At 32.0% G+C, this 13,219-nt stretch carries 12 protein-coding genes, 1 tRNA gene and 2 riboswitches; of the genes, 12 read left to right on the top strand and 1 reads right to left on the bottom strand.

Annotation, left to right across the window (positions count from 1 at the left end):
• Positions 1-12: 12 nt before the first annotated feature.
• A complete protein-coding gene (locus NBE98_RS08300) occupies positions 13-1,053 on the bottom strand; it encodes a M42 family metallopeptidase (protein ID WP_250814481.1) in 1,041 nt (346 codons plus the stop codon).
• A 175-nt stretch (positions 1,054-1,228) separates the two neighbouring features.
• On the opposite strand from NBE98_RS08300, the gene NBE98_RS08305 reads away from it, so the two are divergent.
• The 12 genes from NBE98_RS08305 to NBE98_RS08360 all read left to right on the top strand — a co-directional run bounded on the left by NBE98_RS08305 (position 1,229) and on the right by NBE98_RS08360 (position 13,141).
• Positions 1,229-2,653 carry a VanW family protein gene (locus NBE98_RS08305; protein ID WP_250814482.1) on the top strand — a complete coding sequence of 475 codons (1,425 nt, stop codon included), beginning with the start codon at positions 1,229-1,231 and terminating at the stop codon, positions 2,651-2,653.
• Between the two features lie 152 nt (positions 2,654-2,805).
• On the top strand, positions 2,806-3,744 hold the full coding sequence (locus NBE98_RS08310) for an AAA family ATPase (protein WP_250814483.1): 939 nt from the start codon (positions 2,806-2,808) through the stop codon (positions 3,742-3,744).
• A gap of 1 nt (position 3,745) precedes the next feature.
• Positions 3,746-4,924, top strand: a complete 1,179-nt coding sequence (locus NBE98_RS08315) for a DUF58 domain-containing protein (RefSeq protein ID WP_250814484.1) — start codon at positions 3,746-3,748, stop codon at positions 4,922-4,924.
• Positions 4,921-7,191, top strand: coding sequence for a transglutaminase TgpA family protein (locus NBE98_RS08320; protein ID WP_250814485.1), 2,271 nt, complete (start codon positions 4,921-4,923; stop codon positions 7,189-7,191). Before NBE98_RS08315 ends, NBE98_RS08320 begins: the two co-directional genes overlap by 4 nt.
• A 5-nt stretch (positions 7,192-7,196) precedes the next feature.
• Positions 7,197-7,279: transfer RNA gene (locus tag NBE98_RS08325), tRNA-Leu, on the top strand.
• A 198-nt stretch (positions 7,280-7,477) separates the two neighbouring features.
• Entirely contained in the window at positions 7,478-8,506 is a 1,029-nt protein-coding gene (locus NBE98_RS08330; protein ID WP_250814486.1) for an N-acetylmuramoyl-L-alanine amidase family protein, read from the top strand.
• A 115-nt stretch (positions 8,507-8,621) separates the two neighbouring features.
• Positions 8,622-9,440, top strand: coding sequence for a Cof-type HAD-IIB family hydrolase (locus tag NBE98_RS08335; RefSeq protein WP_250814487.1), 819 nt, complete (start codon positions 8,622-8,624; stop codon positions 9,438-9,440).
• Positions 9,441-9,516: 76 nt separating this feature from the next.
• Positions 9,517-9,984, top strand: coding sequence for a tRNA (uridine(34)/cytosine(34)/5-carboxymethylaminomethyluridine(34)-2'-O)-methyltransferase TrmL (trmL, locus tag NBE98_RS08340; protein ID WP_250814488.1), 468 nt, complete (start codon positions 9,517-9,519; stop codon positions 9,982-9,984).
• Between the two features lie 14 nt (positions 9,985-9,998).
• Positions 9,999-10,838, top strand: a complete 840-nt coding sequence (locus tag NBE98_RS08345) for a DegV family protein (protein WP_250814489.1) — start codon at positions 9,999-10,001, stop codon at positions 10,836-10,838.
• Positions 10,839-10,988: 150 nt separating this feature from the next.
• Positions 10,989-11,182, top strand: a riboswitch (glycine riboswitch).
• A 3-nt stretch (positions 11,183-11,185) separates the two neighbouring features.
• A riboswitch (glycine riboswitch) is annotated at positions 11,186-11,256 on the top strand.
• An 83-nt stretch (positions 11,257-11,339) separates the two neighbouring features.
• A complete protein-coding gene (locus NBE98_RS08350) occupies positions 11,340-11,720 on the top strand; it encodes a GrdX family protein (protein WP_250814490.1) in 381 nt (126 codons plus the stop codon).
• Between the two features lie 28 nt (positions 11,721-11,748).
• Positions 11,749-12,687, top strand: a complete 939-nt coding sequence (trxB, locus tag NBE98_RS08355) for a thioredoxin-disulfide reductase (protein WP_250814491.1) — start codon at positions 11,749-11,751, stop codon at positions 12,685-12,687.
• Between the two features lie 121 nt (positions 12,688-12,808).
• The gene (locus NBE98_RS08360) at positions 12,809-13,141 is read left to right on the top strand and encodes a thioredoxin family protein (RefSeq protein ID WP_250814492.1); all 333 of its coding nucleotides are present in this window, start codon (positions 12,809-12,811) and stop codon (positions 13,139-13,141) included.
• Positions 13,142-13,219 lie beyond the last annotated feature (78 nt).

A 13,219-nucleotide genomic window follows, 5' to 3' on the forward strand; every position in this document is an offset into this window, starting at 1 on the left:
ACTCTTTATGCTTTATTTTTCTAGTGAATATTTAACTACTAAATCTAAAGTATTTAAAACAGCATCCAAATGAGTTCTTTCATAAGCATGAGAAGAAAATACTCCAGGTCCAATTAAAGCAGTTTTCATATCCCATCCAGCTCTTAAAGCAGCTGAGGCATCTGAACCGTAGTATGGATATATATCAATTTTGTAGCCTATATTGTTTTTATTGCAAATTTCTATAAGCTTCTTTCTTAACTCTAAATCGTAAGGTCCTGAGGAATCCTTAGCGCAGATGCAGACATCAAACTCAGAAGAATTTTGGTCAAGGCCAGGAGCACCCATGTCTACAGAGATAAATTCTTTAGTATTTTCAGGTATAGATGCTGAAGCTCCATGTCCAACTTCCTCGTAATTGCTTATAAAGAAATTTGTAGTATAAGGAAGTCCTATATTGTTTTCAGCTAAATGCTTTATTGCATATAAAAGAACTGCTACGCTTGCCTTATCGTCTAAATGTCTGCTCTTAATAAAATCTTTTTCAGTTATAACCGTTCTCGCATCAAAGCATATAAAATCACCAACATTAATACCTAACGCTTCTGTATCTGCTTTTGAACTTATTCTTTCGTCTAACACAACTTCCATATTTTCAGGAACTCTCTTTAGGTCAGTGGCTTCTTGACCGCTAATATGTACAGATGGCTTAGTGGTATGTATTGCACCTGTGTAAACTCTTCCATCTAAAGTTTCTATAGTACAGTTTTCTCCATCAATAGAAGACATCATAAATCCACCAACTGGCGTTAATGAAAGAGTTCCGCTTGATTTTATTCCCTTAACCATAGCACCTAAAGTGTCTACATGTGCTGAAAAGGTTCTTTGATAGCTATCATTCTTCCCTTTAAGGCTTATGATTAATGCACCTTTTGTAGTTATGATATATGGAACTTTTAAACTATCTAGCTCTGACTTTATAAAATCCATAATCTTGTGTGTATAACCTGTAGGGCTTGGTATGTTTAAAATACTTTCAAGATAATACTTTAGTTTTTCATTGTTATAATTCATATAACTTCACCTTCCTATATTGATATTTAATTTGCAGTTAATTTTATATTTTCGAAATTATTTTACCATAACCCAGTTAAATTTTGAACAAAATTACATAAAAAACGTCAGTATATATGTAAAACAATTATATTTTATAGTATAATGTTAACGTGAATAGAAAGAGGGGATACATATGAAGAAAAAAACAATGTTGATTACAGTTGTTTCACTGCTTCTTGTTACTGGAGGAGCTGTTGGTGCGCGTGGTGGATACATGTATAATGCAGTAAAGGATTATTCCAAGGTTATTTACCCTGAGGTGGCTATACAAGATATTAATCTATCGGGAAAAACAAAGGATGAAGCTGCAAAAATACTAAAAGAAAAATATGGTGATGTTATTTTAAAGAAAAAGTTTACTATTAAAGGTGGGGAAAAGCTTTATACTATTGACTATGCAAAACTGAATGCTAGCTACAATATAGAAGAAGCAGTTAACCAAGCCTTTGCCTATGGAAAAGAACATAACTTTATTCAAGGCTATAAGCTTGTTAAATCACCACAACCTAAAAATATTGAACTTAAATTTTCTTATGATGCTAAACCAATTAAAGAATTAGTTGCCGGCATGCAGAAGGAACTAGACAAAGCACCTGTTAATGCAACACTAGCATTTAGCGCTGGGAAGTTTTCAGTAACTCCAGAAAAGAACGGTGCAAAGCTTGATGCAGAAAAACTGGAGAAGGATATAATAAATAAAATAAATGGGGATATAAGTGGAGATTTAGATTTGGAAGCTCCTATTGATGTTTTACAGGCTTCAGTTACTGCAGAACAGCTTTCTAAAGTAAATACAAAATTTTCTACATTTAGTACAAGCTTTTCTGGTTCTACCGCAAATAGAATTGAAAATATAAGGTTAGCAACCAAAAGTATTAGTGGAAAACTTCTTATGCCTGGTGAAACCTTTAGCTTTAACGATGTTGTTGGACAAAGAACAGCTGCAAGAGGATACAAAGAAGCAGGAGTAATAGTAAATAATAAATTAGACTCAGGAATAGGAGGGGGAATATGCCAAGTTTCCTCAACTTTATACAATGCGGTTATTAGAGCTAATATAAATGCAACAGAAAGAAGACATCACTCACTGCCATCTCATTATGTAGGATTAGGTATGGATGCAACTGTTGATTATGGAAACATCGACTATAAATTTAAAAATACTCTTCAGTATCCTATATATATAGATGGATATTTGCAAGGTAATACCTTAATTTTTAATGTTTATTCAGATAAAAGTCTCACTGCAAAAACCTACGATTTAGTTAGCGAAACTTATGGTACAATAGAGCCAACTATTAAGTATGTTGATGATCCAAATATGTATGAAGGACAGACCGAAACTGTTCAAAAGGCTTCAATAGGCTATAAGGTTAAAGTTTATAAGAAAATATATGAAAATGGCAAATTCGTTGGTCAAGAAACAGTTTCAGATGAGACCTATAAGAAGATTGATGGCCTAGTTAAGAGGGGGACAAAGAAGAAACCTCAAACTGAAGCACCTGCTCCAACAGTAAATTCTGCACCAGAACAAACTCAACAAACACCACAACAATAGAAATATGAGACAAGCATTAAGCTTGTCTTTATTTATATTTAAATAAACAAAATTATGTAAAATATGAAAGTTAATAGTAGAATTAAATTTATTTTTAGTATAATATTAGTTATATATTTAAAATTTTCAAATTTATACTGGAGGTAAAAATTATGGATGCACAGCAATTAATAAAAAATATTGTCTATAATGTTGAAAAGGTGATAATTGGTAAGAGATATGAGATTTATAATATTATGAAGGGAATCATAGCAGACGGACACATATTAATTGAAGACGTACCAGGGGTAGGGAAAACCACACTTGTAAAAGCATTGTCAAAGTCTTTAAGTTTAACCTACAGCAGAATTCAGTTCACACCAGATTTATTACCTTCAGATATAACAGGAATATCAATATACAATCAAAAAACTATGGAATTTGAGTTTAGAAAGGGACCTGTATTTGCAAATATTGTTCTCGCGGATGAGATTAACAGAACCTCTCCTAAAACTCAGTCAGCACTCCTTGAAGTTATGGAAGAAAAGCAGGTTTCAGAAGGAAATGCAACTTACCATCTTGACAGACCATTTTTTGTATTAGCTACCCAAAATCCTATTGAAAGCGAGGGAACCTTTGTACTTCCCGAGGCTCAACTGGATAGATTTATAATGAAAGTAAGCATTGGCTACCCAGATAGAAAGGATGAAGCCAATATCCTTAAGATTTATAGAAACAATCAACCTCTTGAAGAAATAGGAAGAGTTGCAGGGGTTGAAGATATATTAGAACTTCAAAAACAGGCTAGAAATGTTTATGTTACAGATGAAATAAACGAATACATAGCAAGCATTGCTGATGCAACACGAAATAATAAATATTTAATTCTAGGAAGCAGCACAAGGGCTTCTCTGGCTCTGCTAAGAGTTGCTCAAGCATCTGCATTAATCAATGGACGAGATTACGTTATCCCAGAGGATGTAAGAGAAAATGCTCTACTAGTACTTAGTCACAGGTTGAGTGTTTCCGCACTTGCAAGAGCAAGCAATTATGATAGTAATTCAGTAATTATAGATATTTTAAAAACTGTATCAGTGCCAAAGGTGAAGTAAAATGTTTAAGATGAACATTAAATATATAGTACTTATGTTTTTTTCTTATATATTTGCTTTAGTTCAGGGAGGTAACCTTCCGTATAGGATATTTCATGGTCTACTTCTGACTTTTTTAATCAGCTTGCTATACATCCTGTTTAAACCAAAGAATATAATTGTGCAGCTAAAATTTAATAAAGCTGTATACTGTACGGGAGACAATCATGAATTTACAACTATTATAAAAAATTACGGAATTATTCCAGCTCCATACGTGGTTTTAAAAAATAAAACTCTAGCAAAGATAAGTCCCAAATACATCGGTGATGCGGTATGGCTTGGGATTGATGAAAGCAAGTGGCTAAAAACTATAGTACGGTTTAATTCAAGAGGCATATATAATTTTGGAGAAATCAATTTGAGTATTAGTGATTTATTCTCAGTATTTGAACGGAGTAAAAGTATGAATTTGAGCTTTCCTGTAAAGGTTTATCCTAAGATATATGAATTGGATAAATTTTTGATAAAAGGGAGTGACATCTTTAAAAATGCAGTTAGCAGCAAAACTACAATTGAAGACTTGTATAGTACAAAAGATATAAGAAAGTATTATCAGGGTGATAACTTAAAAAGAGTTAATTGGAAGGTTAGCGCAAAGCATGGAGAGCTTTATGTAAGAGATTTGGATACAGTGTCAGGCGAAGAGAGCAATCTGTTTCTTGATATGAGCAAAGACAATTTTTTTAATGACAATAACGAAATGATTGAAGAACAGCTAATAGATTTATGTGTATCAGTAGTAAATTATATGGAGCTTAAGGGAATAAAGGTAAAACTATTTATAAATGCTTCAATTGAAAGGCGGTTTGAAATAGACAGCAGAGATGATTTTGGAGAGCTTATGGAGTTTTTTATCACTCATAAAAGCGATAGTGAGAAAAGTTTTGCAAAATTCTTGAATTCAAATTCCACTAAAATACCAAAACTAAGCTGGTTAGGCATAATATGTATTGGAGTGAGTAAAGAACTAAAGGATATCCTTATAGTTTTAAAGGACAGAGGATATAACATAACTGTATTTTATTGTGCTAGTGAGTTGAATGATTTGAGTAATTTAGACATTCTCAAAAGGGTCGGTATAGACTGCTGCAGCTTTAATGAGATTGTAAACAAAAAAGAAAGCAGGGTGAGAAAATGAGCTTTCTTAAAAATAATAAAATCTACATGCTGTTAATATACATAAATATTTTATTTGTTGTAACACTAGCAAAAATAAGTTATAAGATAGAAAATTTAAACTATGGCTTTATTTCAGCACTGATACTCACCGGAATGCTTTTTTGCTGGATTACTAGTTCTGTTAGAAAAAAATCAGTGAAGCTTGGAGTTGTTTTATTAATTATTGCTGTAACTATCTTCTATTATTTTTCAAAAACTGATTACGTAAACTCTATGTTTAGTAAATACATTATAGAGAATTTTAATATTATAAATTCTCTAGTTGCACAAAATAAAGCTACTGACTATAATAACTATTTGCCTATATTCATTATAGTTATTCCGGTTTTAACTTATATAATGATGTATTTGACAACCCGAGGTCTTCCTAATTTCACTATCATAGCTATTCTTACAATGCTGATAACACTTTGGTATCTAGGTTATACAGAGGAAATAAAAAAATATCTTTTTCTTTATGTTTTTATTACTCTGGTAACATACAGTATTAATGAATTTGTTAAAAAAACAAAAAAGTTAACCAAAAGCGGTATAAAAGTTGGAATAAGAGGCACCAGCCTAATTATATATACAGTTGTTTTAAGCCTAATAATTGCGGGAATTTCAAATCTGCTGCCTCAAAGCTATAAAGGTAAATATGGATCGGATATTCAAGGCAGATTTTACAATAAGTTTGGTAATAGAGCTGAAAATGGAGAACAAAAGGGAAAGAAGTATAAGTATGATTTATCTTTTTCAGGCTATGAAAGCACAAAGCTTGGAGGTCCCATAACTTTAAATAAGCTTGTTGCATTTAGAGTAAGAAGTGATAAGCCTTACTATTTAAAAGGAAGCGTTAAGGATTTTTACGATGGATACTCCTGGAGTCAGAGTGAAAAAAAATATACTTCAAGAGTAAGGCCTGAGGATTCAATGCTTGTAGATTTATTTTCCAAAGACTATGCAGATGCCACCAATGAAATAGAGATTCATCCTGAAGAATTGAACAGTTCTACTATTTTTACCCCAATGCTTTCTTTCAACGTAAACTTAGACATGGATTATATTTTCTATGATGAAGCATCTACTTTTATGAGCAGCGGTATAATAGAAAAACCTTATACGGTATATTTCTACGACTTAAATAGTAGAGCAGCAAGGCTTCTTAACAGTGGAAACTCTTCACAATCATATAGAGAGACTGATAATGAGCATTATAATAGCTCTTATAAGAAGTATCTTCAAGTGCCAGATAATATAAGTCAAAGGGTGTATGATCTTGTAAGTAGCCTTACAAAAGGTAAAAAGACTAATTTTCAAAAGGTTCAAGCAATTAGAGAATATTTAAATAAAGCATTTCCTTACACACTAAAGGTTAGCTCTATACCAGAAGGTCAGGAGTTCTTGGATTACTTTCTTTTCACAGAAAAAAAAGGATATTGTACTTACTTTGCCACAGCTGAAACAATAATGTGTAGAATAGCTGGCATACCTGCTAGATATGTAGAGGGCTTTAATATGGGTCAGGAGAAAGACGAGAATGACTTTTATGTAGTAAGAAACGAAAATGCTCATGCTTGGACGGAAGTCTTATATAAAGAGGATACGAATACAGGTATCTGGTATACAGTAGATGCGGTGCCTTATGCAGTTGAAGCAATACACCAAGAGGAAAAAGAGGCAGAGCTAGAACAAAAGCCTGACCCAGTGCAGGAAGTGGAACCTAATATTGATATTCCTAAAAAGCCTCAGGATGCTAGTAATGAATATTCTTCATCAGTTACTAAATATGGCTTGGTCGTTCCACCATTACTATTAAAGATTATTAAATTTTTATCTGTTTTGGTTTTCGTAAATACAGTGATTTTTTTGATATATTCTAGAAGGAAAACTTTTATTATAAACAATCAGAGTATTATTCCCTTATATAAATATTCATTGGATCGACTTTCAGTTATAGGGTATAATCAATCTGAATATGTACCCGAATTGGAAGCGCTAGAGAAAATGCCTGCTAATCTGTCAGAAAGAATTAAGGAGGTAGCTGAGTTAGCTTACAGGGAATACTATGGCAGTAAGGCTCCTGTTCAGTACGATAAGAGTGCTTATTACAATTTTATTGAGGAATACATAAAAAGACAGCAACCTACCCTAAGATATCTGTTAAAAAAGTATTATTTTTCTAATAAAATACCTTTGATTTTTAAAAAAATTATGGTATTATATAGAAAGATAAGACTTAAATAATTTTAGCGGATATGGCGGAATTGGCAGACGCACCAGTTTCAGGTTCTGGCGGGAAACCATGCAGGTTCGACTCCTGTTATCCGCACCAAATTTAATTATGTTGATGCCCATGGAACTAAACTCCATGGGCATTTTAAATTTGATTTTATCTGCAGTGAAATTTAATCAATGAAAGTTCAATTAATAAAAATATGTGCTTAGTAAAAATTGATTTTTTTGATAGGTTGTTATATTATTAAAAAAAGACAAGCTATAATCATGTAATAGGGGAGTTTAAGGGGAAGCTATGAATGTACGAGTTAAAAACAAAAGAAGGTTTGGACTGTGGTGTATTGTTTTTTTGTTAATGTTTTTGAACTTGATTTTCGCAATTAATAAACGTTTGTCGAACGATAGTACTATTTCTAAAAAACAAAAGATTGCTTTAAACTATAAGGTATTAGCTGGTGATAAGGATGGAAGTATAACTTACTCAGAAAGCAAGTATTTCAAAAAATATATAATAGATTGTAAAAGCAATAACTCACTGGTTAAGTGGGAAGAAGGCAAGGAATATATAGACATAAGTCTTAAAAAGGATGAAATAAAAAAGCTGAACATTAAAGTGGAGGAATCCTCTGAAAACAAAGATATTTACTATGATGATTCTTCAAATAACTTAATGATTAAAATAAAAAAGGCCTATAATGAAAATAACTTTGTTAATGTAGACAGCAATGACGCTAAAAAAATCGTTGTGCTAATAGCAAAAGAAGAAAAACCTTTTAGAGCCACTGTGGTACTAGATGCAGGCCATGGCGGGGAAGACAAAGGTGCCAGTTATAATGGCCTCTTCGAGAAGGATATAACTCTTAAAATTGTAAATTTCACATCAGAGGAGCTAATGTTTAACGGTTTTAAGGTTGTAAAAACAAGAGAAAAGGATGAACTCTTGTACTTAAACCAAATTGCTAAAATAGCTAATGAAGCTTCAGCAGACTTATTTGTATCTGTTCATATTAATAGTAATAAAATAGATAAATATAAGGGAGTTTCGGCTTATTATTATGATGTTAATGGTTTTCAAAAGGATGAAAGAATAAAACTTGCACGAACTATTCAGAAGGAACTTATTAAAAATGATAACTGGGAAGATAGAGGAATAGCCAGAGAAAGCTTATCTGTTTTAAGAAATTCAGAAGTTCCATGTGTCTTACTGGAACTAGGCTTTATAAGTAATTATGAGGATAGAAGTAAACTTATGAAAGATGAAGTATTGAAAAATTTTGGTATAAATATTACAAAAGGTGTTTCCAATTATTTTTCTGCTGAATAAAAGTAGTTATATAGTCAAATATAAGCACGAGGTAATTCTCGTGTTTTTTGTTTATAAGTAGAACATTTGTTATAATCAAAATATAATAAATCAGATTCACAGGAGGAAATGAAGAATGTTCAAATTAATATGTTTAGATATGGATGGTACACTTTTAAATAGCAGAGGGGAAGTGAGCCAGCGAAATCTTAGAGCTATTAAGCTTGCCCATGGGAAGGGTGTTAAAGTTACTGTATGCACAGGCAGGTTGTTTACTTCAGCAAGATTCTACGCTGATATGCTTGGTGTAGAAGTGCCTGTTATAGCTTCAAATGGTGCATATATAAGGGAAAAAGATAAAAACAAGGTTATATATAAGTCAGTATTAGGTTATGAAAACTCTAAAAAAATTCTTGAGGTATATAAAAAACATAACATAACTTTTTACTTTAATACATGCGATACAGTGTTTATGGAAAGATTTGATCCTGAAAATGGTTATGTAAAAATAAATAAGACTCTGCCAAAACACAATCAGATAAATATTAAAGTTATAGAAGAATGGGATAAGACATTAATGGAATATGAAGATGAGATCTTAAAATGTATTTGCATCGATAAGGATTCTGATAAAATTATAAAGGCGAAGCGAGATTTACTGAAATTAAAGGAACTGGAGGTAGTAAGCTCTGCTAGCAACAACATTGAAGCTATGGTAAGTGGAGTTTCAAAAGGGAGAGCCGTTGAAGTTTTAGCTGGGTTCTATGACTTTAAAAGAGAAGAGATTATGTGTATTGGAGATAATGAAAATGACATATCCATGCTTCAGTATGCAGGAATGGGAGTGGCAATGAGAAATGGTGAGAATGAAGTAAAGGAAATAGCAGACTACGTTACTGATACAAATAATGATGATGGTGTTGCGAAAGCTATTGAGAAATTTGTACTCAATTAGTCTCTCTTTACTAAAACAAATTTATAGGATAATATTAATATGTTGTAGTAAATTTTAACATTAGGAGGCAATTAACTTGAACTTAAATATAGTACTATTTGAACCTGAAATTCCGCAAAATACCGGCAATATAGCAAGAACCTGCGTGCTTACAAACTCAAAGCTTCATCTTATAAAGCCTCTAGGTTTTAGCCTTGATGAAAAACATTTGAAGAGAGCAGGGCTTGATTACTGGCAGTATTTAGATATGGAAATACATGAATCCTATGAAGCCTTTAAAGAAAAATATAAGAATGGAACATTTTATTTTTCAACCACAAAAGGCAGTAAGCTTTACACAGAAGTGCAATATAATGAAAATGATTTTATTATATTTGGAAAAGAATCTGCTGGGCTTCCAGAATACATAAGAAACAGCAACGATGGAGCCTTAATTAGAGTTCCTATGCTTCAGACAAGTACTCGTTCGCTAAATCTTTCTAATACAGTAGCAATAGTTGCTTATGAAGCAATGAGACAAATGAGCTTTCCAAATATGAAATAAAGGGAGAAGGTTAGATGGAAAAAATAAAAATAATAACTGACAGTACTGCAGATTTGCCTATGGAGATAATAAAAAAATATGATATTGAAGTACTGCCGCTTACCGTACATTTTGGGGATGAATCCTATTTAGATGGCATAGATATTAAGTTTAATGAGTTCTTAGAAAAAATGAAAGCCAGTGAAGTATTCCCAACTACTTCTCAGATAAATCCTCAAAGATTTCATGACTGCTTTAATGGATATATTAACCAGGGTTATAAAATTATATCTATTCATCTTTCATCGAAATTAAGTGGAACCTACCAATCTGCATGTATTGCAAGAGATATGTTGGAAAGCGAAGATATAGTAGTCATAGATAGTCTAAATGTTACTTCTGGCTTGGGACTTCTGGTTTTAAAAGCCTGCAAGCTAAAAGATCAAGGCATGGCTGCTAAAGATATTGAAAAAAAGATATTGGAATCTATTCCACATGTTAAAAGTGCTTTAGCTTTTGAAAGCTTAGAAAATCTTGTTAAAGGTGGAAGACTTTCGAAAACTGCAGGGATGATAGGGAATCTTTTAGGAATAAGGCTTATATTAGAGATTAAAGATGGGGAATTAGCTTTAATGGACAAAGTTAGAGGAAGCAAAAAAGCAGCAAAAACAATTTTAGATTATGTAGATAAAAAAGGAATTAAGGAAGATGAGACTTCCATAATTCTACAGGTAGAAAATAAAGATGTTAGAGAAGCTTTAACTGAAAATATGACTGAAAGATGTGCTGAATTTATAGAATGCGAAGTTGGCTGTGTTGTTGGGACACATTCTGGCACAGGGGCTTGCGGTATTTTCTTTATAGAAGAGTATTGATTTTGAAATATTAGCGTCAAAAATTTATCAATTTGATTACTAAAAATTCAAAAAAGTTATAGCATTTTTAAAATATTTAATATATAATATTATCAGAACGAAATTTATTCCAATAAATAATGAAATACTTGGTAATAATATATTGGATGGATGATATTTTCGGGAGATAGTCCATATAGAAAACAAAACAAATCTTAACTTAAGCTTGATAAAGATGTAGAAATAACAACATTCTAATCGAATTAAAAAAGATTTGTCAGTTTAAACTATATAGATAGCCGAAGGAATAAGCAGAATAACCCGTATTCTGTGAAGCTCTCAGGCAAAAGTACCGGAAGTGGACATACCTCTGGAAAGCATAATGCTTGTTTAAAGCATTGCACCGAAGGAGTAAATCTCTCAGGTTATAAAGACAGAGTGCAAGGGTCAAAGGGCTTTTGTTTTCTGTCTTTTTGTTTTGAAAAAATTCCAGAAAACCTATTTGATATGAGAGGTAAAGTGATGATTGAACCGCTGATAATAGTTACTAACAATCCTATGTGTAAAGAAAAATGTGAAACCACCTATAAACTTGAATATATAGATGGAAACGTTTTAGAGGTTTTTAGAAAAGCTAGAGATTACGTACATTTAAATCACAGACTTTTAACACATCCTCTAGTGAGCAGTATTAAACCAAATGAAATACCATATAGGACGGTTATAATATCGAAGGATAGGAATAATATTATTGACATGCAATCCTTGGATTTAATAGAAAACAGTATTAGTACAACTGAAAAGTTTTTGAAGGACTTTGGATTACCAAAATGGACTGAAAAAATATTAGAGGATTTTATGCTTATTGATTTTGATATTATTTATAATGCAATAAAAAGATAAGCTTAACACATATTAAGGAGGAATTTTTATGCCACACATTTACGATACTATAATAATAGGCGGTGGTCCTGCAGGACTTTCAGCAGGACTTTATGGTGCGAGATCAAAAATGGATACTTTACTTATTGAAAGATCTAAGTTTGGAGGACAGACAGCTACCACTGACGAGCTTGAAAACTATCCAGGTTCTTTAGAAGACTGCACAGGTCCTAGCTTAATTGAAAGAATGAGAAAACAAGCTGAAGAATTTGGCACCAAGTTTGCCAAGGATGAGATTATAGAAGTTGACTTCTCCGGAAAGATTAAAAAAGTTATAGGTCAAAAGGAAACATATGAAGCTAAAACAATAATAATAGCTACAGGTGCTTATCCAAGGCTTGCTGGCTTTAAGAATGAGTTAGAACTAAGAGGTAAAGGGGTTTCTTACTGTGCTACTTGCGATGCTGACTTCTTTACTGAACTTGATGTGGCTGTAGTTGGAGGAGGGGATTCAGCTTTAACTGAATCTATATATCTGACTAAGTTTGCAGAAAATGTAACAATCATTCACAGAAGAGATCAGTTTAGAGGAGCTAAATCAATACAAGACAAAGTATTTAATAATCCTAAGATAGAAATAATATATGATTCAGTTGTTGAAGAAGCTAAAGGTGATGAAATTCTTGAAGGTCTTGTTATAAAAAATGTAAAAACTGGTGAGTTAAGTGATCTTAAGGTTGATGGCTGTTTCGTATTCGTTGGCTATCTTCCAATAACAGAACTTTTCAAAGGTAAGATAAAATTAGATGAAGCAGGTTATATATTAACAGATGAAGAAATGAGAACTGACATACCAGGAGTTTTTGCTGCTGGTGACGTAAGACAAAAATCTCTAAGGCAAGTTATTACTGCTGCTGCTGATGGAGCTATAGCTGCAACAAATGCAGAGCATTATATTGAAAATGAATTTAATGAGCTTCATGTTTAATATTTTATAACAAGTTAAAAATTATAACAATATAACAATATAACAATATAACTTTTTAACTTGTTATATTGTTGTATTGATACATAAATAATAAATTTTACAAAACAAGGAGGATTTTAAGATGTTAGAATTAAACAAAGATAATTTTGATGCTGAGGTTATTAATTATACTGAAAAGCCTGTATTTGTAGACTTCTGGGGGGACAAATGTGAAATATGCATAGAGCTTATGCCAGGGGTTCATGAATTAGAGCACAGGTATTCAGATAAAATAAAGTTTGCTAGTTTAAACACTTCAAGTGCTAGAAGACTTGCTATATCACAAAAAGTTTTAGGACTTCCAACTATGATAATCTACAAGAATGGTGAGAGAGCTCACATAGCTACACCAGATAAATTAAAAACAATATCTGACGTTGAAAACTTTATTAAGGAAGTTTATGACACTCTTTAATTATCAACTAATTATTTTACGGTAATTAGGACTATCTTACAAAAGATTTAAGTCTTAAATATAAATTTAAAAATATAG

Source organism: Clostridium swellfunianum (assembly GCF_023656515.1).
Lineage (GTDB): Bacteria > Bacillota > Clostridia > Clostridiales > Clostridiaceae > Clostridium_AT > Clostridium_AT swellfunianum.

Excerpts from the sequence above, each read along its gene's own strand:
- NBE98_RS08310 (WP_250814483.1), top strand. The coding sequence starts at position 2,806 with ATGGATGCACAGCAATTAATAAAAAATATTGTCTATAATGTTGAAAAG.
- NBE98_RS08330 (WP_250814486.1), top strand. The coding sequence starts at position 7,478 with ATGAATGTACGAGTTAAAAACAAAAGAAGGTTTGGACTGTGGTGTATT.
- NBE98_RS08360 (WP_250814492.1), top strand. The coding sequence starts at position 12,809 with ATGTTAGAATTAAACAAAGATAATTTTGATGCTGAGGTTATTAATTAT.
- NBE98_RS08300 (WP_250814481.1), bottom strand. The coding sequence starts at position 1,053 with ATGAATTATAACAATGAAAAACTAAAGTATTATCTTGAAAGTATTTTA.
- NBE98_RS08320 (WP_250814485.1), top strand. The coding sequence starts at position 4,921 with ATGAGCTTTCTTAAAAATAATAAAATCTACATGCTGTTAATATACATA.
- trxB (WP_250814491.1), top strand. The coding sequence starts at position 11,749 with ATGCCACACATTTACGATACTATAATAATAGGCGGTGGTCCTGCAGGA.
- NBE98_RS08350 (WP_250814490.1), top strand. The coding sequence starts at position 11,340 with ATGATTGAACCGCTGATAATAGTTACTAACAATCCTATGTGTAAAGAA.
- NBE98_RS08315 (WP_250814484.1), top strand. The coding sequence starts at position 3,746 with ATGTTTAAGATGAACATTAAATATATAGTACTTATGTTTTTTTCTTAT.
- NBE98_RS08335 (WP_250814487.1), top strand. The coding sequence starts at position 8,622 with ATGTTCAAATTAATATGTTTAGATATGGATGGTACACTTTTAAATAGC.
- NBE98_RS08345 (WP_250814489.1), top strand. The coding sequence starts at position 9,999 with ATGGAAAAAATAAAAATAATAACTGACAGTACTGCAGATTTGCCTATG.
- NBE98_RS08305 (WP_250814482.1), top strand. The coding sequence starts at position 1,229 with ATGAAGAAAAAAACAATGTTGATTACAGTTGTTTCACTGCTTCTTGTT.